The organism is Brevundimonas sp., from assembly GCF_019636155.1.
GTDB lineage: Bacteria > Pseudomonadota > Alphaproteobacteria > Caulobacterales > Caulobacteraceae > Brevundimonas.
On record NZ_JAHBYB010000011.1, the window covers coordinates 14,825 to 38,513 of the forward strand.

The 23,689-nt window shown below is 70.8% G+C and carries 21 protein-coding genes; 9 read left to right on the top strand and 12 right to left on the bottom strand.

From position 1 onward, the window contains the following. Nucleotides 1–664 precede the first annotated feature (664 nt). The gene (gene folE, locus KF910_RS11685) at nucleotides 665–1,354 is read right to left on the bottom strand and encodes a GTP cyclohydrolase I FolE (RefSeq protein ID WP_292263060.1); all 690 of its coding nucleotides are present in this window, start codon (nucleotides 1,352–1,354) and stop codon (nucleotides 665–667) included. A gap of 132 nt (nucleotides 1,355–1,486) precedes the next feature. Here folE and fliQ point away from each other — a divergent pair, with 132 nt between their 5' ends. The 5 genes from fliQ (at nucleotide 1,487) to KF910_RS11710 (ending at nucleotide 7,649) form a co-directional block, all read left to right on the top strand. Then, nucleotides 1,487–1,750, top strand: a complete 264-nt coding sequence (gene fliQ / locus KF910_RS11690) for a flagellar biosynthesis protein FliQ (RefSeq protein WP_292263062.1) — start codon at nucleotides 1,487–1,489, stop codon at nucleotides 1,748–1,750. Between the two features lie 10 nt (nucleotides 1,751–1,760). Further along, nucleotides 1,761–2,540 (top strand): flagellar biosynthetic protein FliR, encoded by a 780-nt coding sequence (gene fliR, locus KF910_RS11695; RefSeq protein ID WP_292263064.1) that lies wholly within the window; start codon nucleotides 1,761–1,763, stop codon nucleotides 2,538–2,540. Then, entirely contained in the window at nucleotides 2,533–3,609 is a 1,077-nt protein-coding gene (flhB, locus tag KF910_RS11700; RefSeq protein WP_292263066.1) for a flagellar biosynthesis protein FlhB, read from the top strand. Before fliR ends, flhB begins: the two co-directional genes overlap by 8 nt. 42 nt (nucleotides 3,610–3,651) lie before the next feature. Next, nucleotides 3,652–5,697, top strand: coding sequence for a cell cycle histidine kinase CckA (gene cckA / locus KF910_RS11705; protein ID WP_292263068.1), 2,046 nt, complete (start codon nucleotides 3,652–3,654; stop codon nucleotides 5,695–5,697). A 71-nt stretch (nucleotides 5,698–5,768) separates the two neighbouring features. After that, nucleotides 5,769–7,649 carry a M61 family metallopeptidase gene (locus KF910_RS11710; protein ID WP_292263070.1) on the top strand — a complete coding sequence of 627 codons (1,881 nt, stop codon included), beginning with the start codon at nucleotides 5,769–5,771 and terminating at the stop codon, nucleotides 7,647–7,649. A 258-nt stretch (nucleotides 7,650–7,907) separates the two neighbouring features. Here the strand turns inward: KF910_RS11710 and KF910_RS11715 are convergent, their stop codons facing one another. Together KF910_RS11715 and KF910_RS11720 are read right to left on the bottom strand one after the other, a co-directional pair. After that, nucleotides 7,908–8,165 carry a hypothetical protein gene (locus KF910_RS11715; protein WP_292263072.1) on the bottom strand — a complete coding sequence of 86 codons (258 nt, stop codon included), beginning with the start codon at nucleotides 8,163–8,165 and terminating at the stop codon, nucleotides 7,908–7,910. Further along, on the bottom strand, nucleotides 8,155–9,270 hold the full coding sequence (locus KF910_RS11720; RefSeq protein WP_292263073.1) for a DUF1176 domain-containing protein: 1,116 nt from the start codon (nucleotides 9,268–9,270) through the stop codon (nucleotides 8,155–8,157). The genes KF910_RS11715 and KF910_RS11720 overlap by 11 nt, the downstream gene beginning before the upstream one ends. A gap of 151 nt (nucleotides 9,271–9,421) precedes the next feature. Between KF910_RS11720 and KF910_RS11725 the strand changes: the two genes are divergently transcribed. From KF910_RS11725 to KF910_RS11735, 3 genes are all read left to right on the top strand, one after another. Further along, nucleotides 9,422–10,633, top strand: a complete 1,212-nt coding sequence (locus KF910_RS11725) for an NADP-dependent isocitrate dehydrogenase (protein ID WP_292263075.1) — start codon at nucleotides 9,422–9,424, stop codon at nucleotides 10,631–10,633. A gap of 142 nt (nucleotides 10,634–10,775) precedes the next feature. Further along, nucleotides 10,776–11,357 (top strand): DUF2939 domain-containing protein, encoded by a 582-nt coding sequence (locus KF910_RS11730; protein ID WP_292263077.1) that lies wholly within the window; start codon nucleotides 10,776–10,778, stop codon nucleotides 11,355–11,357. A gap of 86 nt (nucleotides 11,358–11,443) precedes the next feature. Further along, a complete protein-coding gene (locus KF910_RS11735; protein ID WP_292263079.1) occupies nucleotides 11,444–12,016 on the top strand; it encodes a DUF2939 domain-containing protein in 573 nt (190 codons plus the stop codon). A 208-nt stretch (nucleotides 12,017–12,224) separates the two neighbouring features. Here KF910_RS11735 and alaS read toward each other — a convergent pair whose 3' ends face one another. The 8 genes from alaS to chpT all read right to left on the bottom strand — a co-directional run bounded on the left by alaS (nucleotide 12,225) and on the right by chpT (nucleotide 21,387). After that, on the bottom strand, nucleotides 12,225–14,870 hold the full coding sequence (alaS, locus tag KF910_RS11740; RefSeq protein ID WP_292263080.1) for an alanine--tRNA ligase: 2,646 nt from the start codon (nucleotides 14,868–14,870) through the stop codon (nucleotides 12,225–12,227). A gap of 229 nt (nucleotides 14,871–15,099) precedes the next feature. Beyond that, on the bottom strand, nucleotides 15,100–16,200 hold the full coding sequence (recA, locus tag KF910_RS11745; RefSeq protein WP_292263082.1) for a recombinase RecA: 1,101 nt from the start codon (nucleotides 16,198–16,200) through the stop codon (nucleotides 15,100–15,102). Between the two features lie 166 nt (nucleotides 16,201–16,366). After that, nucleotides 16,367–16,738 (bottom strand): hypothetical protein, encoded by a 372-nt coding sequence (locus tag KF910_RS11750; RefSeq protein ID WP_292263084.1) that lies wholly within the window; start codon nucleotides 16,736–16,738, stop codon nucleotides 16,367–16,369. A 30-nt stretch (nucleotides 16,739–16,768) separates the two neighbouring features. Next, the gene (locus KF910_RS11755; protein ID WP_292263086.1) at nucleotides 16,769–17,461 is read right to left on the bottom strand and encodes a methyltransferase domain-containing protein; all 693 of its coding nucleotides are present in this window, start codon (nucleotides 17,459–17,461) and stop codon (nucleotides 16,769–16,771) included. 35 nt (nucleotides 17,462–17,496) lie between these two features. After that, nucleotides 17,497–19,389 (bottom strand): M20/M25/M40 family metallo-hydrolase, encoded by a 1,893-nt coding sequence (locus tag KF910_RS11760; RefSeq protein WP_292263088.1) that lies wholly within the window; start codon nucleotides 19,387–19,389, stop codon nucleotides 17,497–17,499. Between the two features lie 64 nt (nucleotides 19,390–19,453). Continuing rightward, nucleotides 19,454–20,278, bottom strand: coding sequence for a CheR family methyltransferase (locus KF910_RS11765; protein ID WP_292263093.1), 825 nt, complete (start codon nucleotides 20,276–20,278; stop codon nucleotides 19,454–19,456). Beyond that, nucleotides 20,275–20,646 carry a response regulator gene (locus tag KF910_RS11770; protein WP_292263099.1) on the bottom strand — a complete coding sequence of 124 codons (372 nt, stop codon included), beginning with the start codon at nucleotides 20,644–20,646 and terminating at the stop codon, nucleotides 20,275–20,277. Before KF910_RS11770 ends, KF910_RS11765 begins: the two co-directional genes overlap by 4 nt. A gap of 102 nt (nucleotides 20,647–20,748) precedes the next feature. Further along, on the bottom strand, nucleotides 20,749–21,387 hold the full coding sequence (gene chpT, locus KF910_RS11775; protein ID WP_292263104.1) for a histidine phosphotransferase ChpT: 639 nt from the start codon (nucleotides 21,385–21,387) through the stop codon (nucleotides 20,749–20,751). 63 nt (nucleotides 21,388–21,450) lie between these two features. Between chpT and cysQ the strand changes: the two genes are divergently transcribed. Then, the gene (gene cysQ / locus KF910_RS11780) at nucleotides 21,451–22,236 is read left to right on the top strand and encodes a 3'(2'),5'-bisphosphate nucleotidase CysQ (protein ID WP_292263110.1); all 786 of its coding nucleotides are present in this window, start codon (nucleotides 21,451–21,453) and stop codon (nucleotides 22,234–22,236) included. A 167-nt stretch (nucleotides 22,237–22,403) separates the two neighbouring features. Here cysQ and KF910_RS11785 read toward each other — a convergent pair whose 3' ends face one another. Next, nucleotides 22,404–23,645, bottom strand: a complete 1,242-nt coding sequence (locus KF910_RS11785) for a hypothetical protein (protein WP_292263112.1) — start codon at nucleotides 23,643–23,645, stop codon at nucleotides 22,404–22,406. Between the last annotated feature and the right edge of the window lie 44 nt (nucleotides 23,646–23,689).

Sequence of the window (23,689 nt, forward strand, 5' to 3'; positions counted from 1 at the left end):
CCGCGCGGAGGGTTTCCACGAGCTCGGGGCGGGCGCCGATCTTTTCGGCTACTCCCGGAGGCCCGCGGCGGGCGGGCCGGGCCAACGACCCGGTCCCGGAACGGCCAGAGTAACCCCCTCGGCCCTCCCTCGGTCGCCGGACCCGTCGCCAATGACTGTCCGATCCGACGACCGCAGGCCTGTGTGTGTGAACACACAGCCCCGCTTCCTCCGCTCCCGCCGCCGCGAAGTCGCTGGCCTCGCGGCCTCCCCATGCGACGGGACCTGGGGAGTATAGGGCCGTTCTCAGCCCAGGCGTGTGAGAGGGGGTTGGCGATGGGATTGATGAGCGGGGTCAGGGGGTTGGGTTTCCTGACGCGCGCAGTTGGCGTTCCTGACCCTCTCCCGATGGGAGAGGGCTTGAACGCCCAAGAGCCCGTAAGGGCGATTGGCTGCGTGAAAGGGTGAGGGTCGGATGGCGGGCCATGGGACACAGCCGACCCTCACCCTTTCGGCTGGCGCATCGCTGCGCTCTGCGAGCCTCAAGCCCTCTCCCAGCGGGAGAGGGTGGGGGCCGGAGGATGACGGAGGGAGAGGGCGCGCGTGGGGTGAGCCCCTCTACCGCCTGCGGCGATCCCCCTCTCCCGCGGGGAGAGGGAAGCGTGTGCATTTCGAGTGTCGGATCCTAGCCCCGGACCAGCCGCAGGAACTCCTCGCGCGTGCGGGCGTCGTCGCGCACCACCCCGATCAGATGGCTGGTGGTCAGGGTGGTTCCGGGGGCGTTGACGCCGCGCAACGTCATGCAGCTGTGCTCGGCCTCGATGACCACCCCCACGCCTTGGGGCTTCAGCACCTCGTCGATGGCCGTGGCGATCTCGGCGGTCATCTTCTCCTGGATCTGCAGACGGCGGGCGTAGCCCCGCACCACCCGCGCCAGCTTGGAGATGCCCACCACCCGGTCGGTCGGCAGATAGGCGACGTGCGCCCGGCCGACGACCGGGAGCATGTGGTGTTCACACACGCTGACGAAGCGGATGTTGTTCAGCACGATCAGCTCGTCGTAACCGCCGACCTCCTCGAAGGTCCGTTCCAGATATTCGCGCGGGTCGACGTCGTAGCCGGCGAACAGTTCGCGATAGCTGCGGGCGACGCGGTCGGGTGTGTCGCGCAGGCCCTCCCGTTCCGGATTGTCGCCAGTCCAGCGGATCAGGGTGCGAACGGCCGCGCGCACTTCGTCTTCGTCGGGCAGGTCGGTCTCGGGACGGCGGCCGCCGCGCCGGGGCAAAGGCGTGCCGGCCGCCCGCGCCAAGGCTTCGCGCTCGACCCAGCTGCCGTCACAGTCGGCGTCGTGTTCGGCGGGGCGGGTCTGGTCCATGGTCCGGGTCCTGATGGGGAAGGCGTGGCTCATAGCTGGGGCGCGCGGACTTGGCGAGCAAGGGGCCGTTCGTTATCGCCCCGTTAACCATGCGCCCGGCAATTTCGACCCAGTACCCGGGAGCGAGTGTTAATGAACGGCGCGGAAGTTCTGGACGTGGGGCGCGACGCCCTGTGGCTGACGATTCAGCTGTGCGCCCCCGTGCTGCTGGTCGGCCTGGTGGTCGGGGTGGTGATCGGCCTGTTCCAGGCCCTGACCCAGATCCAGGAACAGACCCTGGTCTATGCGCCCAAGATCATCGCCATCTTCGTCAGCCTGCTGCTGTTCCTGCCGCTGATGGGCGCCCTCTTGGGCGGCTTCATGCAGCAGATCGCCGCCCGCATCGCCGGAATGTAGGGGCGGGCCGGTGGAGCCCTGGGCGACGGCCGATCAGGTCTGGGCCGGCGGACTGATCTTCGCCCGCATCGGCGCGATCCTGATGCTGCTGCCCGGTTTCGGCGAATCCTATGTGCCGCCGCGCATCCGCCTGTCCCTGGCCCTGGTCGTCAGCCTGGCCCTGTGGCCGGTGGTGGCCGGAACCCTGCCGCCCCTGCCCGCCAGCCTGGGCGCCATGGTCGGATGGGTGCTGCGCGAGGTGATCGTCGGCCTGATGATCGGCGCCCTGTTGCGGTCCTTCATGACGGCCATGGCCACGGCGGGCGAGGTGGTCTCGCTGCAGACCACCCTGGGCTTTTCCCAGACCGCCAACCCGCTTCAGGCCCAGCCGGGCACGACCCTGTCGGCCTTCCTGACCCTGCTGGGGGTGACCCTGGTCTTCGCCACCGACACCCATCACCTGTTCCTGGCCGGTCTGGCGGGGTCGTACGAAATGGTCGCCCCGGCGCGGCCCCTGATGACCGGCGACTTCGCCGCCCTGGCCATCCGCACCCTGGGGGACGCCTTCCTGCTGGGGGTCCAGCTGGCCGGGCCGGTTCTGGTGTTCGCCCTGGTGTTCAACCTGGCCAGCGGCCTGGTCGGGCGGGTGATGCCGCAGTTCCAGGTCTTCTTCGCCGCCGCCCCGCTGAGCGTGATCCTGGGGCTGTCGGTCTTCGCCCTGAGCCTGGGGGTGGTGGGGACGGTCTTCATCGACCGCTACCGCCGCCTGGCCGAGGTCTTTGTCGCGGGAACGGGAGGCGCCGGTGGCTGAAGGCGCCGATCCCGAATCCAAGACAGAAGAGGCCACCCCGCGAAAACTCGAGGAGGCGCGAAAGAAGGGCGACGTCGCCAAGTCGGCCGACGTCGCCCCGGCCCTGGCCCTGGCCGGCGGCGTCGCCGTCATCCTGATCGGCGGCGGCTGGTTCACCAGCAACGCCGCGGAACAGCTGCTGCCCTTCGTGGCGCGGCCCCACGCCCTGGTCGGGGTGCTGGAGGCCGGGCGCGGGGTGGACCTGGGCGCGCGGGCCCTGTGGGCGGTGGCGCCCCTGTTCGGCGCCGTCATGCTGGCGGTGGCCGTCGGCGGCGCCAGCGGCAACCTGATGCAGTCGGGCCTGATCTTCAGCGCCGACAAGATGAAGCCCAAATGGGACAAGATCAGCCCCCTGGCCGGGTTCAAGCGCATCTTCGGCCTGGACGGCCTGGTCCAGTTCCTGAAGACCCTGATCAAGCTGATCGCCGTGGGGGTGGTGTGCTGGCTGGTGCTGCGGCCCCACGCGCGCGAGCTTGAGAGCCTGGCGGCGATGAGCCCGGCCACCCTTCTGCCGTTCGCGCGCGACCTGGTGGCGGCCCTGATGGCGGCGACGGTGGTGCTGCTGGGGCTCACCGCGGGGGCGGACTATCTGTATCAGCGGATGCGCTTCGCCAAGCGGATGCGGATGACCAAGGAAGAGCTGAAGGAGGACTTCAAGCAGTCCGAGGGCGATCCCCACGTCAAGGCGCGGCTGAAGCAGATCCGCATGCAGCGTAGCCGCAAGCGGATGATGCAGGCGGTGCCCACCGCCACCGTCATCGTCACCAACCCGACCCACTATTCCGTCGCCCTGCGCTACGAGCCGGACCAGGGCGACGCGGCGCCGGTCTGCGTGGCCAAGGGGGTCGACGTCCTGGCCATGAAGATCCGCGAGGTGGCGCGCGACCATTCGGTGCCGATCGTCGAGAACGTGCCCCTGGCCCGCGCCCTCTATGCGACGGTCGAGGTGGACGAGATCATTCCGCGCGAACATTTCGAGGCGGCGGCCAAGGTCATCGGCTTCGTCATGCAGAAACGGCGGCGGCGCTGAAACGCGGTATCATCCGGGGACTGATTCGCGCGCGAGGCCGCCATGGAAGCGCATAGCCGACGCCTGAGCTTCGACCTGCTGACCCCGGTGATGATCGCCGGCTTCGGGGTCGCCGTGGCCGCCGTGGCCTATCCGGCCTTCCGGTCCGACCCCTGGTCCGCGCCGGGGCTGATGCTGATCTTCACCGCCGGCGCCGTGGCCCTGATCGGCCTGTTCGCCTTCGGCCGCGCCGCCGCGCCCCGGCGCCTCAGCGGCGATGCGGCGGTCGAGGTTCTGGACGCCCTCAGCGAACCCGCCGCCCTGGTCTGGGCCTCGGGCCAGGTCCTGGCCTTCAACGCCGCCTGGAAAGAGGCGAACGGCGCCGCCACCGCCCTGCCGCGCGGCCGGTCGGCCCAGGCCCTCTACATGGCCTTCGCCCAGGCCCGCCAGGGTCACGAGGGCCGCGCCATCGTCGCCATCGGCGAGCGCGAGGTCGAGGTCAGCATCGGCCGCCTGGGGCCGGACCGCTTCCTGGTGCGCCAGACGCCGGACGACCACGCCGCCGCCCCCGCGCCTGCTCCGGCCGCGCCGTCGTCGGTCCAGACGGGCGACGCTCGGGCCATGGCGGCCGGCGCCCCCTTCGGCTCGGCGGTGATCGGGGGCGAGGACCTGTTCTCGGGCCGGGCGGAAGACGCCAACCCCGCCCTGTCGGCCCTGACCGGCCCGGCGGCGGCGCGCGACGCCGCCTTCGGCCATCTGTTCGAGCCCACCGGCGTGGCCGAGGCGCGGGCGCGGGTGGCGGCCGGATCGTCGGGCCCCATCGAGCTGGTGGCGCGGGCCTATCCGGACCGGATGCTGCACCTGTATGTCGCGCCCGAGGGCGACCGGCGGCGGGTCTGGCTGTTCGACGTCTCGGCCCAGAAGTCGATGGAGCTGCAACTGTCGCAGGCCCAGAAGATGCAGGCCGTGGGCCAGCTGGCTGGCGGGGTGGCGCACGATTTCAACAACCTGCTGACGGCGATCCAGCTTCAGCTGTCCGGCCTGCTGGAGCGGCACCCGGTCGGCGACCCGTCGTATGAGGGGCTGAACGAGATCCGCCAGACCGCCATCCGCGCCGCCGACCTGGTGCGCAAGCTGCTGGCCTTCTCGCGCAAGTCGACGGTGCGGCGCGAGCGGCTGGACCTGGGCGAACTGGTGGGCGAGTTCGCTGTCCTGCTGCGCCGGCTGCTGCGCGAGGATGTGCGGCTGGAGACCGACTATGGCCGCGATCTTCCGGCGGTGGTGGCCGACAAGAGCCAGCTGGAGACGGCGGTGATGAACTTGGCCGTCAACGCCCGCGACGCCATGCGCGGAGTGGTGGCGGCGGGCGACGCCGTGGTCACCATCCGCACCGCCCGCCTGAGCCGCGACCAGGCGCACGAGATGGGCTGGCTGGAGGCGCCGACCGAGGATGTGGCCCTGATCGAGGTGTCGGACACCGGGCCTGGCGTTCCGGCCGAACTGGTCGATAAGATCTTCGAACCCTTCTTCACCACCAAGGCGGTGAACGAGGGCACCGGCATGGGCCTGGCCACCGTCTATGGCATCGTCCAGCAGGCGGACGGCCATATCGCCGTGTCCAACATCGAGGGCGCGGGCGCCGCCTTCCGCATCTTCCTGCCCGCCGCGGGCGAGGCCGAACTGGCCGAAGCCGCCCCGGTCGAGGTCAAGGCCCCGCGCCAGCCGCGCGACCTGTCGGGCGCGGGCCGCATCCTGTTCGTGGAAGACGAGGCCGCCGTGCGCGGCATCGCCGCCCGCCTGCTGCGCCAGCGCGGCTATGAGGTGATCGAGGCGGCGGACGGGGAGGAGGCCCTGATCCTGGCCGAGGAGCATGCCGGCCAGATCGACATGCTGATCTCGGACGTCATCATGCCGGGCCTGGACGGGCCGTCGCTGCTGAAGAAGGCGCGGCGGTATCTGGGCGACGCGCCGGTGATGTTCATCTCGGGCTATGCCGAAAGCGACTTCTCGGACCTGCTGGCCGACGAGGTCGGGGTGTCCTTCCTGCCCAAGCCGCTGGACATCAAGACCCTGGCCGAACGGGTGAAGCAGGAACTGCACGCCGCCTGACGCCGGACGGCTTGCAATCCGCAGTCTCGCGCGCGACGGTCCGCGCCCTGTTTCCAGGGTGCGAGGGTCAGATGATGCGACGGATGAGTGCGGCGGCGGTTGCGGCCTTGATGGTTCTGGTCGCCGGGCCGGGTCTGGCCCAGTCCCGGAGCGCCGCCGCGGCGCCCGAGACGCCGGCCCCGGTCGAATACGAACTCCGTTTCGACAACGCCGTCCACCACGAGGCGCGGATCACCGTCACCCATCGCGGGCTGGAGCCGGGGCCGGTGCGGTTTCAGATGTCGCGGTCCTCGCCCGGCCGTTATGCGATCCACGAGTTCGCCAAGAACGTCTATTCGGTCGCCGCCGCCGACAGCGCGGGCCGGCCCCTGACCGTGCGGCGGACCGACCCCTACGGCTGGACGGTCGAGGGTCACGACGGGGTGGTGACGGTGTCCTACACCCTCTACGCCGACCGGGGCGACGGCACCTACGCCCAGATCGACGCCACCCACGCCCATCTGAACATGCCCGCGGTCCTGATGTGGGCCAGCGGCCACGACGACCGGCCGGCGCGGCTGCGCTTCCACCGGCTGACGCCCGATTGGCGCATCGCCACCCAGCTGGCGCCGACGCAGGACCCGGAGGTCTTCACCGCCCCGAACCTGCAGTATCTGATGGACAGCCCGGTCGAGATCAGCGCCCATGTCGTGCGCGAATGGCAGGTCGACGACGCCGGAACCCCGCGCACCATCCGCATCGCCCTGCACCACGCCGGAACGGACGCCGAGGCCGACGAATTCGCGGCGCGGGCCAGGCGGGTGATCGACGCCCAGATCGCCGTCTTCGGCGACGTGCCCGACTTCGACCATGGGACCTACACCTTCCTGGCCGACTATCTGCCGCATATCAGCGGCGACGGGATGGAGCATCGCAACTCGACCGTCATCAGCACTACGCGCGGCCTGGCCGAGGCCGACTATGGCCAGATCGGCACCCTCAGCCACGAGTTCTTCCACGCCTGGAACGTCGAGCGGATCCGCCCGGCCGAGCTGGAACCCTTCGACTACAGCCGCGCCAACGCCACCCCCTCGCTGTGGCTGGCCGAGGGTTTCACCAACTACTACGGCCCCCTGACCATCCGGCGCGCGGGCCTGTCCGACGTGGACCGCTTCCTGGCCGAGATGGGGGGGCAGCTGAATTTCGTGCTGAACAGCCCGGCCCGCGCCTATGGCTCGCCCCAGGAGATGAGCCTGCGCGCGCCCTTCGTCGACGCGGCCGCCTCGATCGATCCGACCAATCCCAACATCTTCGTGTCCTACTACACCTATGGCGCCGCCCTGGGCCTGACGCTGGACCTGACCCTGCGTCAGAAATTCCCCGGCGTGACCCTGGACGACTACATGCGCCAGCTGTGGCGGGTGCATGGGCTGACCGAGACGCCCTACACCCCGGACGACCTGCGTGCGGCCCTGGCGGCGGTGACGGGCGACGAGGCGTTCGCGGCCGACGTCTTCGCCCGCTCGATCAATGACAGCCAGCTGCCCGAATTCGGTCCCCTGCTGGCCCAGGCCGGACTGGTGCTGAAGCCGGCGCGTCCGGACCGCGCCTGGGCGGGGCCGGTGCGGCTGGAGGCCTCGGACCAGACCGCGCGCCTGGCGACGGCGACCCAGCCGGGCACGCCCCTCTATGAAGGCGGCGCCGATCGCGGGGACGAGATCGTCTCCCTGGGCGCCGTCCAGATCGACAGCCAGGCGGACTGGGACCGGGCGCTGGACTCGGCGCGGCCGGGCGACGAGATGGTGCTGCGCTTCATCCAGCGCGGGCGCGAGGTCACCACCCGCATCCGCATGGCCGCCGACCCCGCCATGACCCTGGCGCGGGTCGAGGCCGACGGTGGCGAGGTCACGCCGGACCAGCTGGCCTTCCGCAACGCCTGGCTGGGCGAAGAGGTCGCGGCGGCCGGAAACTGAGCCTGCCCAGAACCGCTGGAGGATCTGATGATCGACCGTCGCAGCCTGCTGATGACCGCCGCCGCCGGATAAAGGGTTTCCACGACGCCGGCCCGGACGGCGGGCGCGCGCCGGCGTCCCTCTCCCGGCGGGAGAGGTCTTGAGCGCCCGAGAGCGGGCAGGCGAGCGGTCTTGCGCGAAAGGGTGAGGGGCTACCGCCAGACGGGTATGAGCCGACCCTCACCCTTTCGGCTTGCGCATCGCTTCGCTCTGCGAGCCTCAAGCCCTCTCCCATCGGGAGAGGGATTCCTGAACGGTCCAGCCGTCCGCCTCCCGCAGGCGGTTGTGGATGGCGGTGGCGGCCACAGCCGCCTCGGCCGTGGCGACGGCGATCCGGTTCAGGTCGCGCACCACATCGCCCGCGGCGTAGAGACCCGGAACGCTGGTGGTCTGGCGCAGGAACCGCCCCAGATAGGCCGCCGCCGTCAGTCCGGCCGGGCCCGCCCCGACGACCAGGATTTCCGGGTCAGCGTTCACGGGTGCGCCATTGCGTCGGCCAGAGCTCGAAGGGGACGCCCCAGCATTCGCCCATCACCCGCTCCTGGCTCAGCACGAAGGCGCGGCCGGTCCAGGTCCAGGCCTGGAAGACGCCGCAGTCGCCAATCCCCCGGCCCTTGGCGAACTGGCGCAGGATGCGGGTCGCGGGGTCGTATTCGGCATTGGTCAGGACATCTTGCGGCTCACCCTGGGTCCCCTGCAGGGCGATGGCGCGCGGGTCGGCCCCATCCGGACCGGTGATCCAGTAACGCGTCATCAGATTGTAGGCGCCGGCGTCGCAGGGCACGCCCCACAGCTCGGTTCGGGCATCCAGCCTCTGGCGGGTGACGGCCTTGAACAGGTCGGGGTTCCAGTCGAGGTTCGACCGGCATTCCCGGACCGCCGGCAGGGCGGCGAAGGCGGCGGGCAGGGCGGCGTTCCGGTCGGCGGCCGGAAGCCCGGCCTGGTCGGCCGCCGGGGCGGGGGCCACGACTGGCAGGGCGGGGGCGCCGGGCGCGTCCGAAGCAGGCCGGTCGCCGCGCCGCCGCAGGGCCGTCACCGTGTCCAGCCGCCCCTGGCGCTCGTCGATCCACAGCAGGGCGGCCGCGGCGCCGTTCGGCGACAGGGCCGCCGATTCCGATCCCTTGACCAGGACCAGGCGGCGCGCATCGCCCAGGGCGCGGATGATGACATCCGCCTGAGGGCCGCTCGCGCGACCGACGCCCTGCTGGCCCAGGTCGGGATCGGGGTCGGGGCCGATCACCTCTTCGCGCCCGTCGATCTGAAGCCGCAGGGGCGCCGCCGCGTTCTGGGCCCCGCCGCCGTCCCACAGGCCCGCGTGGACCACGGGCGTCGCCATCGGTCCGGCGGGCATGGACACCCTCAGCCAGGCCGTCGCCCCGTCGGTCGGCCCGGCGAAGACGACGCAGTCGGCGCCGTTGTCGCAACTGGCCATCCAGTCGCGGAAGGCGCGCTGGACCGGCTGAACCCCGGCGGTCGTCGGAACTCTTGGATCAGCCCCGTCCGGCGCCCTTGCCGATACGGCCTCCGGCTCGGCCCCGCAGGCCGCCAGCAGGGCGGTCCCGGCGATGATGATCGTCCGCATGCTTGCCTCCGATGTCGCGCGTATCGTCCGCCCTGGTCCGCGGCGGCGCAACCCTTCGGGGCCTGATGGTTCCGCAGGCTTTGCGCCCGGCCCCGCCTCTCGCTATACCCCCGCCACGCAACCGACACCTCCCCCAAGACAGAGAGACACCATGGCCAAGATCAAGGTCGACAACCCCATCGTCGACATCGACGGCGACGAGATGACCCGCATCATCTGGCAGATGATCAAGGACAAGCTGGTCTTCCCGTTCCTGGACCTGGAGCTGGACTACTACGACCTGGGCATGGAGAACCGTGACGCCACCGACGACCAGGTGACGATCGACGCGGCCCACGCGATCCAGAAGCACGGCGTCGGCGTGAAATGCGCCACCATCACCCCCGACGAGGCGCGGGTGAAGGAGTTCAATCTCAAGAAGATGTGGAAGTCGCCCAACGGCACCATCCGCAACATCCTGGGCGGCGTCGTCTTCCGCGAGCCGATCATCTGCTCGAACGTGCCGCGCCTGGTGCCCGGCTGGACCCAGCCCATCGTGGTCGGCCGCCACGCCTTCGGCGACCAGTACAAGGCCACCGACTTCCTGATGCCCGGCAAGGGTACGCTGTCGATCAAATTCGTCGGCGAGGACGGCGCCGTGATCGAGCATGAAGTCTATCAGTCGCCCGGCGCCGGGGTGGCCATGGGGATGTACAACCTGGACGCCTCGATCACCGAGTTCGCCCGCGCCAGCTTCGCCTACGGCCTGAACCGCGGCTATCCGGTCTATCTGTCGACCAAGAACACCATCCTGAAAGCCTATGACGGCCGCTTCAAGGACATCTTCCAGGCGGTGTTCGACGCCGAGTTCGCCGACCAGTTCAAGGCCAAGGGCCTGACCTATGAGCACCGCCTGATCGACGACATGGTGGCGGCCGCCATCAAGTGGTCGGGCGGCTTCGTCTGGGCCTGCAAGAACTACGACGGCGACGTCCAGTCGGACGTGGTGGCGCAAGGGTTCGGCTCTCTGGGCCTGATGACCTCGGTGCTGATGACCCCGGACGGCAAGATCCTGGAGTCGGAAGCCGCCCACGGCACCGTGACCCGTCACTACCGCCAGCACCAGAAGGGCGAGGCGACCTCGACCAACTCCATCGCCTCGATCTACGCCTGGACCCGCGGCTTCAAGCACCGGGGCAAGCTGGACGGCAACCAGGCCCTGATCGACTTCGCCGAGACCCTGGAGAAGGTGGTCGTCGATACGGTCGAGTCCGGCTTCATGACCAAGGACCTGGCCCTTCTGGTCGGCGACCAGCAGTCGTGGCTGACCACCGAAGGCTTCATCGACAAGGTGGCCGAGAACCTGAAGGCTGCGACGGCCTGATCGCCGCCGCTAACGCTCGCGACGCGGTCGCTCGCTGCTTGAGCGGCGAAAATTCCAGCCCCGCCGGTTCGCGCCGGCGGGGCTTTCGTTTGAGCCTGGCAAGGGTTCGTGCATTGATGGCGGACGAGACGGAGGGGCGCTCATGGGCAGGCTGCTGTTCAACCTGGTTCTGACGGCGATCGTTGTCGCGGTCATCAGCTTCTTCGCCGCGCCGGGCGTGGCCTTCTTCGCCATCCGGTCGGCGGGCGACGCCAATGATGCGGCGGCCCTGTCGCGGCTGGTCGATTTCGGGGCGGTGCGCCAGTCGCTGCGGCCCCAGATGGGCGGCGATCCGCGCGCCTTCCAGCCGGCGCCCTCCTTCCTGGAAGACCCCATCGGGGCGGTGCGCCGCCAGCTGGAGCAGAACCCGGCCGTGCGCCCGCCGGACGTCGAGGCCTATCTGACCCCGCGCGCCCTGGCGGCCCTGACGCGCGGCGAGGGGCGTCTGGCGTCCCAGCGCAGCGCGCCGGGCGCCGAACCGGCCATGGGCGGCCCCCTGCCCAGCCCGGTCTATTGGGGCGTCAACGGCGCCCGGATGGCCGTGGCCGACGAGGGCGGATCGCGCACCGTCTTCACCTTCGCCCGCAAGGGGCCGTTCGAGTGGAAACTGGTCCATGTCGGCCTGCCCGAAGGCGTGGCCCCTCCGACGCCCGCGCCGCGCCCGGCGGCCGCCCCGGCCGGCTGATCTGCGCGAAAAGCCGCTGGCGGCGCGGCCGCCTTCGAGGCTAGGCTCGGCGCGGGTGGGCGCCTTCGGTCGCGCGGGAGTTCAGTATGAAGCGCAAGCTGTGGGGCGGTCTGGCCGTGGCGGCCGTCATCGCTTTCGTCGGGGCCTACGCCCTGTCGCCCGTGTTCGCCGCTCACGCCCTGATCCAGGCGGGCAAGACCGGAGACGAGGCGGCCCTGCGCCGGCTGGTCGACTTCCCCGCCTTCCGCGCCAGTCTGAAGGAAGAACTGAACCAGGCCCTGGCCGACGAGATGCGCGATCGCGCCGGCGAGGCGGGCGACGTCCTGGCCGGCCTGGGGATGATGCTGGCCCCCTCCATCGTCTCGGGCGCCGTCGACACCCTGGTGACGCCCGAGGCCATCGGCCAGATGGTCCGCTCCGGCGAGCCGCCGAACCCCGCCGACCGCGTCAGGCCCCGGCGCGACCCGGCCCAGCGGGACGAGGCCGGATCGGACCAGGACGACATCCACCAGGCCTGGGGCTATCGCAGCCTGGATTCCTTCACCGTGACCCTGACCCGGCGCGACAGGCCCGTTCGCAGCCTGGCCCTGATCCTGACCCGCCGCGGCCTGTTCGAGTGGAAACTGACCGGCCTGGATTTTCAGCGGGACAAACCCTGATCCTTCTCCTTCGACAGGAGAAGGTGAGCGAAGGTCTGTTTCCTGTCTCCTCACCGTCGCATAGCCTGGGGAGGTGGATCGGCGGCGCAGCCGTCGGGACGGAGGGGTTCTATATCTTCGTGTGGCGAAGCCCCCTCCACCGCCTCAGGCGGTCCCCCTCCCCATGGAATGGGGAGGAGACGGCAGCGTTTCCCTGGGCGGAGAGGGCTTAGCGCAGCGCCGCCCGCACCGCTTCCAGTCCAGCCTCGGCCTTCGACCCGTCCGGCGCGCCGCCCTGGGCGAAGTCGGGCTTGCCGCCCGCGCCCTGGCCGCCCATGGCCAGCACCGCCGCCCGCGCCAGATCGGCGGCGTTGACGCGCCCCGTCATGTCCGACGTGGCGGCCACGGTGACCGCCGCCTTGCCATCCGTCACGCCGATCAGGGCCACGACGCCCGAGCCGACCTGTTTGCGGAAGTCCTCGGCCACGCCGCGCAGGCCCTTGCCGTCCACCCCGTCCAGGACGCGGGCGATCAGCTTGACGCCATTGATCTCTTCCGGCGCCGCATCGGCGCCCGAGCCGCCGCCCAGAGCGAGCTGCTTCTTCAGCTCGGCGACCTGTTTCTCCAGCGTCTTGACCGAGGTCTGCAGACCCTCCACACGCGCGGGCACATCGGCGGGTTGAACCTTGAAGTCGCGAGCCAGGGTACGGGCGACGCGGGCCTGGCCTTCGACATACAGGCGCGCGGCCTCGCCGGTCAGGGCCTCGATCCGGCGCACGCCTGCGGCGACGCCGCCTTCGGACACGATCTTGAACAGGCCGATGTCGCCCGTGCGCGACACATGGGTGCCGCCGCACAGTTCGACTGAATAGGGCTTGTTGTCGGTGGTGAGGGAGCGGCCGAGCGTCAGCACCCGAACCTCGTCGCCGTATTTCTCGCCGAACAGGGCGATGGCGCCGGCCTCGATGGCCGCCTGGGGCGCCATCAGCCGGGTCTCGGCCGGGACATTCTGGCGGATCACGGCGTTGACCTCGGCCTCCATGGCCGCCAGTTCGTCCTCGGTCACCGGGGCGTTGTGGCTGAAGTCGAAGCGGGCGCGTTCGGCGTCGACCAGCTGGCCCTTCTGGGCCACGTGATCGCCCAGGACGTTCTTCAGCGCCGTGTGCAGCAGGTGGGCGGCCGAATGGTTGGCGCGCGTGGTCTGGCGCTTGGCCGGATCGACCCTCTGGGCCACGCGGGCGCCGGTCTTCAGTTCGCCCGCGATGATCTCGGCCGACAGGACGTGCAGGTCGCCCGCCTGTTTGCGCACATCGATGACATCGGCTGACCCGCCGGGCCATTCCAGCGTCCCGTGATCGCCCGCCTGGCCGCCGCTCTCGGCATAGAAGGGGGTGGTGTCGAACAGGATTTCGACGATGGCGCCAGTCTCGGCCGCCTCGACCGCCTGGCCGTCCTTCATCAGGGCCAGAACCTCGCCCGAGCCGTCGATGGCCTCATAGCCGGTGAAGACCGTGGGCCCCAGCCGGTCGCGCACCGCCAGCCATTCGCCGGCGTTGGCGGTCTGGCCCGAGCCCTTCCAGTGTTCGCGCGAACGGGCGCGCTGCTGGGCCATGGCGTCCTGGAAGCCGTCGACATTGACGCCGAAGCCGCGCCGGCGGGCCTCGTCCTGGGTCAGGTCCAGCGGGAAGCCGTAGGTGTCGTAAAGGGTGAAGGCCGTTTGACCGTCCAGCATCTCGCCGGGGCGGAAACCCTGAACCGCCGTGTCGAACAGGCTCATCCCCTTGGACAGGGTGGTGCGGAAGCGGATCTCCTCCTGCTTCAGCGTGTCTTCCACGAAGGCCTGGGCGCGCTTCAGCTCGGGGAAGGCGTCGCCCATTTCCGAGATCAGGGTCGGGACCAGACGGTGCATCAGGGGCTCGGTCGCGCCCAGCAGGTGGGCATGGCGCATGGCCCGGCGCATGATGCGGCGCAGGACGTATCCGCGTCCTTCGTTCGACGGGGTGACGCCATCCGCGATCAGGAAGGCGGAAGACCGCAGGTGGTCGGCGATGACGCGGTGGCTGGGCGCGCGGTCACCCTCGGCCTTGGTGTTCGTGGCGTCTTCCGAGGCGGCGATCAGGGTTTGGAACAGGTCGGTGTCGAAGACGGAATTCTTGCCCTGCAACACCGAGGCGATCCGCTCCAACCCCATGCCGGTGTCGACGCTGGGCTTGGGCAGGGAACGGACGATCTCGTCGTTCTCCTTCTCGAACTGCATGAAGACGTTGTTCCAGATCTCGACGAACCGGTCGCCGTCCTCGTCGGGCGAACCCGGAGGGCCGCCGGGGACGTGGTCGCCATAGTCCCAGAAGATCTCGGTGCAGGGGCCGCAGGGGCCGCTGTCGCCCATGGCCCAGAAATTGTCGGAGCCGGCGATGCGGATCACCTTGTCGTCGCCGAAACCCGTGACCTTCTTCCAGATGGCCGCCGCCTCGTCGTCATCGATATAGACGGTGACCAGAAGCCGCTTCGGGTCCAGGCCGAAATCCTGGGTGACCAGCTGCCAGGCCCGTTCGATGGCGTGGTCCTTGAAATAGTCGCCGAAGCTGAAATTCCCCAGCATTTCAAAGAAGGTCAGGTGCCGGGCGGTATAGCCGACATTGTCCAGGTCGTTGTGCTTGCCGCCGGCGCGCACGCATTTCTGCGAACTGGTCGCGCGCGGCCAGGGCGGGGTGGCGGCGCCGGTGAAATAGTCCTTGAACGGCACCATGCCGGCGTTGACGAACATCAGCGTCGGATCGTTCTGCGGCACCAGGGGGGCCGAGTGCACCCGCTCGTGCCCATCGGCCGCGAAGAAGTCGAGGAAGGTGGAGCGGATCTGTTTCAGGCTGGTCATGGGGCGCGGTCGGTCGGGGGGAAAAACGGGGAAGGGGCGTCATATAGGGTTTTCACGCCCCGCGCATCACCCGCCCGTGATCAGGCTGGAGGAAGACGGGCCCAAGAAAAAGGCCGCCCGACGCGAACGTCAGGCGGCCGCTCGGCCCAGACCGATCCCGGCGGGGTCGGATGGCGGGTCGCGGGGACCGGCCGGGCGAGTTTCGGGGAAGAAGACCTGATGGCCCGGATCAGCCCTCCAGGTCCTGACCCTCGTCGGGCTCGGGCGTGCCCAGCATGTCGTCGGCGATCTTGTTGGTCGAGGCCCGCACGGCCTTCTCGATCCCCTCGGCGATGTCGGGGTTGGCCTTCAGGAAGGCGCGCACATTCTCGCGCCCCTGACCGATCCGCTGGCTGTCATAGGAGAACCAGCTGCCCGATTTCTCGATGATCCCGGCCTTGACGCCCAGGTCGATGACCTCGCCCAGCTTGGAGATGCCCTCGCCGTACATGATGTCGAAGATGACCTCGCGGAACGGCGGGGCGACCTTGTTCTTGACCACCTTGACCCGGGTGGTGTTGCCCACCACCTCGTCGCGGTCCTTGATCGCGCCGGTGCGGCGGATGTCCAGGCGGACCGAGGCGTAGAATTTCAGCGCGTTTCCGCCCGTGGTCGTCTCGGGCGAACCATACATCACCCCGATCTTGTGCCGGATCTGGTTGATGAACAGGACGATGCATTTGGACTTGTTGATCGAGGCGGTCAGCTTGCGCAGCGCCTGGCTCATCAACCGCGCCTGAAGACCCGGCAGGCTGTCGCCCATCTCGCCCTCGATCTCGGCGCGGGGCGTCAGGGCGGCGACGGAATCGACCACCACAATGTCCACGGCGCCCGAGCGCACGAGGGTGTCGACGATCTCCAGCGCCTGTTCGCCATGGTCGGGCTGCGACACCAGCAGGTCGTCCAGATTGACCCCCAGCTTGCCGGCGTAGATCGGGTCCAGGGCGTGTTCGGCGTCGACGAAGGCGGCGACCCCGCCCTTCTTCTGCACCTCGGCCACGGTGTGCAGGGCCAGGGTGGTCTTGCCCGAGCTTTCCGGCCCGAACACTTCGATCACCCGCCCGACCGGCAGGCCGCCGATGCCCAGGGCCATGTCCAGGCCCAGCGATCCGGTCGAGACGCTCTCGATCTCGGCCACCTGCCCGGCCTTGCCCAGCTTCATCACCGAGCCCTTGCCGAAGGCGCGGTCGATCTGGGCGATCGCCGCCTCCAGCGCGCGCTGCTTGTCGCCGTCTTCCTTGCCCACCAGTTTCAAAGCCGCCTGTGACACCTGCTTACTCTCCCTTGCCATGATTCCCGTCTTGGTTTCGGGAGAGACCCGCCAATGGACCCGCTCCCTGTGAGCCGGACTATGTGCACGGTTTGTTCCGGTTGCCAATATGTTCTTTTTTGTGGTGTCTGGCGATGCAGCCGCATGCGTCCGTTTCTGACGCATGGTGACCTGGGTGAAGATCAGCTCAGCGAACGATCACCTGGACTTCGCCGACGTCAGAGGAGGCGCAGACGTTCTGGCTGACGCGGATGCGGTTGGAGGGCAGGCCCATGTTGTTGAGGCTGCGAACGACGGATTCGGCGTTACGGCGCATGTTGGTCGTGACCAGGGCTTGGGCGCCGGGCGTGGAAGCCTGGGGGCTGCACGCCACCACTTCGAACGACGCGTCCGGCCGCCGGTCCAGGACGCCTCTGACCAGAGCATAAAGGGCGCCTTCGTAGTTCACGTTCGGGCGATCGAAACGGATCGTCGTCAGCGGTGTGGCCAGGGCCGCGGTCGCGGCGCCCACGGCGATCAGCACGCAGGCCAGGAAAAGGGGACGGTTCGGCAGGGTCATTCTCTAGTCCTTGGATAGAAGGGAAAAGGTTCAGGCCGGGCCCGAGGCCCTTACGGCGATCAGCGACTTGGTCAGGGGCCCGACCTTTTCGTCGTGGTGGACGGCGTCGGGGTACAGAAAGCGGAACTGGGTCTTGTCCAGCAGGCGCGCATGCTGGACGTCGCGCATGGCCGCGCCGACGTCCGCCGCGCGTGGCGAAAAGCCGTGGGCGCGTCGCATCAGGGCTCGGGCGCGGCTCTGTTCGCTGCGCCAGTGGAAGAAGGGGGCCGAGAAATGCGGCTCGATCGGGAACCAGAAATAGGGCGTCTGAACATAGTAGCGCGGCGCCAGGCGGCGGCATTCGGCGGCGAAGGCTTCCATCCGCACCCAGTCGCCGACATGCTCGATGACCGAGTTGGAATGCATCAGGTCGAAACTGTTGTCGGCGTATTGCGGCAGGGCGCAGGCGTCGGCGTCGATCTCGTCGAACAGGTCCGCGTCCCAGACGTCGCCGGTCCCGCCGGGGTTGATCAGGGTGATATGGACCCGGTGCGACTTCAGCAGGTCCAGCTCGAACAGCCGCCAGTATTCAGCCTCGCCGCCCAGGTCGATGATGCGCACGGCGCCCCTTTCGGCGTGGACGGCCTGGATCAGTTCGACCACCCGGCGGCTGCGCGCGCGGCGGAAGCGCGAGACGAGGGAGTTGGGGTCGCTGTTGTCCTGAAGGGCGTGGATCAGCTTCATGGCCGACCCTTATCCGGGCGCCCGTTCCGATCCGGTTAAGCGGCGGGCGGGGCCGCCGCGACCGCCGCCGGCTCGGCCGCCCGGGCCCAGGCCGACAGGCCGCAACCGACCACCAGACAGGCCGCCGCCGCGATCAGGAAGGGCCGGGTCAGGCTGAGGCGCGGGGCCAGGGGCCGGGCCAGCATCAGGATCAGCAGGGCGATCAGGGCCAGGGCGCCAGGCAGGTCCATGCCCACCCCCAGCCACACCTGGTGCCCGACCGCCGCCAGCCAGCCGCCGCCCAAGGCCGTCGCCACGGCCGCCGGCGCCAGGGATCGGGTATGGATCAGGCCGGCGCTCAGGGTCGCCGCCAGCGAGGCCGCCAGAGCCGCCAGCAGCACCGGCCAGACCAGCAAAAGGGCCGCCTGGGGCGCCGCCGCCTGGGCCGCGCAGGCCAGGACGAAGACCAGGGCGATCAGCCCCAGCCAGCCGCCCCAGACCGATCCCGGCTCGCGCCGGATCATCCAGCTCAGCCCGATGGCCGCCGCCGCCGCCCCGATCACCACCGGGTCGAACCCGCCCAGCACGATGGACGCGAGGGTCAGGACCCCCAGGATCGCCGTGGTCACGCGCCGTCCGGCCCGGTCGCGCCCGGCCATCAGCACCAGGCAGACGGCCAGCAGGGCCAGCACCACCCCCGCCTCCATCCACGGCAGCCGCCTCAGCAGCAGCTGATAGGTCTCGACCGACTCGATCCGGCTGGTCATCGGCCCGCCCAGGGCCCGCACGCCGCGCGCCACCACCACGCCAGAAGCCGCCAGCCACAGCCCGTCCAGCAGGCCGCGCCCGACGTCGGGCAGCCTCAGCCCCGCGCGCCGATGCGCCACCCAGGCGGCGAATCCGCCCAGAACCGCCGCCAGGCCCAGCAGGATCCACCCGCCCGCCGGCGCATGGCGCACCAGGGCCAGGCCCAGGACGTCGGCATAGACCGCCTGGGCCGCGTCGCCGGTCAGGTCGGGGCCGCGCAGCCAGGCGTCGACCGCCTCCAGCCCCAGGCCGCCGATATGCTGCAGGCTGCCGGCCTCCAGGGCCGCGGGCGTCGAGGTCGGGGCGTGATACTGGTCGGGGCGGCCGATGAAGGCCAGGTTCAGCCCCGGAAGGCCCCGGTCGCGGGCGATGGTGAAGTCCGTGCCGTTGGGCATCAGCCCATAGACGAAGGCGGCCAGGGAGCTGGCCGACGGTCCGCCCGGCGCCTGGCGCGCGGCGTGGGCGAACCGCGCCACGCTGTCGGCGCCGCCCACGCCGGTTTCGAACAGGAAGGCCCGGCCGCCGCCGCCGCGCGCCTCCAGGTTGATGACCGCCCCGATCCGGTCCCTCAGCGGATGGCCGCCGAAAAAGACACGGGCCCCGTCCAGGTTCAGCTCCTCGCCATCGGTGAACAGGACCACCAGGTCCCGCTGGGCCGGCCCGCGCGCCCGAATGGCCCGGACGATCTCCAGGGCCGCCGCCACCCCGGCTGCATCGTCGGCCGCGCCGGGCGACCCGGGCACGCTGTCGTAATGGGCCATCAGCAGGGTGGGCCGCAGCGACGGGTCGCGTCCGGGCAGCACCCCGACCAGATTGTGCGCCTGATGGTCCGCCGCCGCCGGATCCAGCCCCCATCGGTCCAGTCGCCGGATCGCGGCGGGCGACAGGGGGCCCGCCTGGACTTCGGGCGACAGACCCAGCCGCGCCATCCGCGCTGTCAGATAGGCCTGGGTTCGCCCATGTTCGGCCGATCCGACCGGATGGGGCGCGCGGGCGATCTGGCGCACATCGGCCAGGGCCCGCACGGCCGAGAACTGCGTCGCCTCCGCGTCCAGGCCGCGCGGCATGGGGGTCTGCAGGGCCGTGGCCGCCAGAGCCAGGGCGACCACCAGCGATCCGATCAGCAACGCCAGGCGCGTCATCCATCCCCTCCAACCGACCAGGACAGTAGGGCCGATGACGCGCCGCCGATCAAGGGCGACGGCGTCAGGCCGCGTGGCGGGCCGCGGCGGGGGCCTTGACGAACAGGCCGCGACGGTCGGCGACGGCGCGGAAGGCCAGGGTGTCCGCCTCGATCCGCTCGTCCCGGCCCAGGAACAGGCAGCCGTCGTCCACCAGCCGGCGCTCGATCACGTCCAGGGCGCGGCCGCGCGCCGCCGGCGACATCTCGCCGATCAAGTTGCGGCAGAAGATGATGTCGAAGCGGCCGTCGTCGGCGGGCTCGTCCAGGATGTTGGCCGCGGCGAAGGCGATCCGTCCGCGCAGTTCGGGCCGGGCGCGCCAGACGTCCTCGACCTGTTCGAACCCGTGCAGCATGGCCCCCGCCGACAGGCCGCGCTGGATCTCGAAGGTGGTGTAGTCGCCGCTGCGCGCCTTTTCGATGGCGCGGGGGTTCAGGTCGGTGGCCGTGATCTCGCAGGCCACCCCGGCCTCGCCTGCCGCCATGGCGATGGAATAGGCTTCCTGCCCGGTCGAGCAGCCGGCGCACCAGATGCGGATGGTCCGTCCGCCCCGCGCCCGCGACAGGGCCGGCAGGATGTCGCGCGCCAGGGTCTCGAACGGCGCCCGGTCACGCCGGAACCATGTCTCGGGGTTCAGCAGGCTGTCGATCACCGCCCGGCCCAGGGCTCCGATCGGCCGCGCCCACAGGGCCGCCAGCATGGCCGGGACGCTGTCATAGCCCTCGCGCCGCGCCACCGGCCCCAGCCGATGCTCGACCAGGGACACCCGCTCGCGCGGCAGGCGGTATCCCGCCCGCGAGTCCAGCAGGGTCTGCAGCTTGTCGAAATCCTCGGGCGAGACCCCGCTCATGGCGCCCCGACCTCGGCGAATTTGGATTCCAGGATCTGGCCGTCGAACGGCTTCATCACATAGTCGTCGGCCCCCGCGCCCAGGGCCTCGGCGATGCGGTCGGCCCGCGTCTCGATGGTGCAGAACAGGACCTTGGGCCGGTCGCCGCCCGGCAGGGCCCGCAGCCGCCGCAGGAAACTGATTCCGTCCATCACCGGCATGTTCCAGTCCAGCAGCACGACCTGCGGCAGGGTGGCGGTGCAATAGGCCAGGGCCTCGGCCCCGTCGGCGGCCTCGTCGACCTCGAACCCCAGGCCCTCGACGATGCGGCGCGCGACCTTGCGGATGATCCGGCTGTCGTCGACGATGAGGCAGGTTCTAGCGGTCAAGGGCCGTATCCCGACGTCGGGCGAGCTTTCGTGGCGGATCGAGCGGCATGGCTCGAATTCATGATCGCAGACGGCGGGTTAACGAGCGGTTGGCGACCACCCTTAAAGCGGCAGGTCGGCGGTCAGGACGACCCGCCCCTCCTCGGTCGCGACCGACAGGGTCCCGCCCGCGTCCCGCGCCGTCAGCCACAGCCAGTAGGGCTGAATCCACTGGCCCTGCAGACCTTCGCTGAGAGGCCGTCCGGCCAGGCCCTCGGCCGCCTCGGGCTTCAGCCGCGCCCGCGCCCCCTCGGCGACGCCTTCCAGGATCAGCCGCCCCTCCTCGACCCGGCTGGCGATGACGGCGGTCCCGCCCGACGGCAGGGCGGCGGCGGTCAGATAGGCTAGGTTCACCAGGGTCCGCGCCTGGGGCTTGGCGAAGGCCCGCGCCTCGACCCGCCAGTCCAGGGCGGCGCGTCCGCCCTCGGTCATGCCGGCGACCAGGGCCTGCAGTTCCGGCCCGTCGAAGGTCTCGCTGGTGGTGGCGGCGCCGAAGGCCACGCGGGCGAAACCGACCAGGGCCACCATCTTGCGCGCGCTCTGGTCGATCAGGCCGATGGCGTCGTCGCGCATGTCCTGGGCCGACGGATCGTTCAGCAGGTCCAGGCCCGAGACGATCGCGCCCGCCGGGCTGATGAAGTCGTGGCACAGCTTGGCCGCCACCAGGGTGGCCAGTTCGGTGGGGGAGGCGGTCTCGGTCATGGGGCGCAGGCTGACGTGATTTGCCGGTTCTTCAAACTGGGCGGGGGGTCTATGTGGAGCGCGATGACGACCGAATTGATCCGCGACCTCGCCAGCGGCGCCCTGACCGAAGCCATAGCCGACATCGCCGAGGCGGCGGCGGCGGTCATCCTGCCCTACTGGCGCAACGGGGTGACGGCCGAGGCCAAGGCCGACGACAGCCCCGTGACCCGCGCCGACCGCGAGGCCGAGGCCCTGATCCTGGCGGCCCTGGCCGACCGCTGGCCCGGCGTCCAGGCGGTGGGCGAGGAACAGGTCGAGGCGGGCGGCAAGCCGGCGACGCTGGAGGAATTCTTCTGGCTGATCGACCCCCTGGACGGCACCCGAGGCTTCATCCAGGGGCGCGAGGCCTTCACCGTCAACATCGGCCTGATCCGGGGCGACGCGCCCGTGGCCGGGGCGGTCACGGCGCCCGCCACGGGCCAGACCTGGCGCTCGACCACCCCCGGCGGCGGGGCGATGATGCGCCGGTTCGGCGAGGCCTGGCGCCCGATCCGGGTGCGCGACCGCCCGGCCGAGGGTTTCGCCCTGCTAAGCCACAGCCTGTCGGACGAGGACGCCGCCCGCCTGGCCGCCCGCCACGGCTGCACCCGGTGGCAGGGGACGGATTCGTCGCTGAAATTCTGCCTGATCGCCGAAGGCCGTTTCGACGCCTATCCGCGCAGCGGCCCGACCTCGGAATGGGACACCGCCGCCGGTCAGGCGGTGCTGGAAGCCGCCGGCGGCCGCGTCCTCGCCGACGACGGCGCCCGCCTGCGCTACGGCAAGCCCGCCCTGCTGAACGGCCCCTTCGTGGCCATCGGGGGGTAGCCGGGGGTGCGATCGTCTCCTCCCCATTCCATGGGGAGGGGGACCGCCGTAGGCGGTGGAGGGGTTCTTCGTGACACGAAGACACGAAGACAGAACCCCTCCGTCTCGTCGGCTGCGCCGCCGATCCACCTCCCCATCGCTTCGCGACAGGGACGAGACAGGGGCGTTCAGGCGCGGACTTTTCTCAGGCCTTCCGCGCGCTGGGCCAGGGCCGGCACGCCGTGATCCCGCGCCACCTCGGCCGCCTGCTCCAGGGCCAGGGCGACCCCCGGCGGGGCATGGCCGCTCAGCCGTTCGATGGTCAGGCCGACGCGGGCCAGGCCGATCTGATCGGCGGCCCAGTCCAGGGGCGCGGCCCCCGCCTCCTCGACCTGCAGCCTCAGGCGCAGCCGGGCGGCGACGGCGGCCAGGGTCGTCAGGTCGCCCTGGTCCTCGGCCTCGGCCACGGCGCGGGCGGTGCGGGCCTCGCGCGCCAGGGCCCCCAGAACCAGTCCCGACCCCGCCGTCAGGGCTTCGGCCTGGGCCAGGGCGGCGGTCGGGAGGGTCGCATCGCCGGCGCGCAGGATCTGGATCGCGGCCCAGTCCAGCGGGCTGTGATCGGGGGTGAACTGGTCGGCGGCGGCGTCGAACATGGCCCGGCCCTGCAGCCGCGCCGCCTCGTTCTCGGCGATGGTCCCCAGGGCCGCCAGACCGGCGCCGCACAGGGCCAGGGCCCGCGCCCGCGTCAGGGGCCGATAGTCGGGCGAGGCCTCGCCGACCAGGGCCGACAGGTCGCGCCCGGCCTGGTCCAGCAGGCGCGGATCGCGCCGCGCCACCCCGGCCTCCAGCGCCAGGGACGCCCGGTCCATGCGCACGTCCTCGACCGCATCCGTCCCGCCCGGGGGCAGGTCGTGCAGGGCCGCGTCCAGCAGGGCCGCCGCGTCCAGCAGGGCGGCCGGATCGTCGGTCAGCCGCGCCCGCCGCGCGCTCAGCCGCGCATGCAGGGCGGCGGCGCAGGCCGCGGCGGCCGAACGGCGCGGGAACTGGATTTCGGCCAGGGTCTGGAACGCCCGATCCAGCCGCGCCGTGTCGCCGCACAGGTCGAACCCCAGCATGTCGACGCGCGCCGATTCCAGCGCCGTCTCGGCCAGCTGCCGTCCGGCGGCGCCTTTGCGGGCGTCGGCCACGGCGGCTTCGGCCCGCGCCAGGCTGGCGGGGGCGCCGCGTCGGCGGGCATGTTCGCGCCACAGGCCGGCGGCCCTTAGGGCGGCCTCGACCGGATGTTTGCACGACACCCGGCTCGCGTCGGTCGACTGGCGGCGCGCCTCGACCTCCAGCAGGTCGACGCCGATCAGCTCCAGCCAGCTCAGGTCGTCGCTCTCGCGCGCCTGGGCGAAGATTTTGCGCAGATCCTTGCCGAACTCGAACATCGAACGCCCAGACTCTTCGTCCCGGAACGGGACCGTTTGCCGCT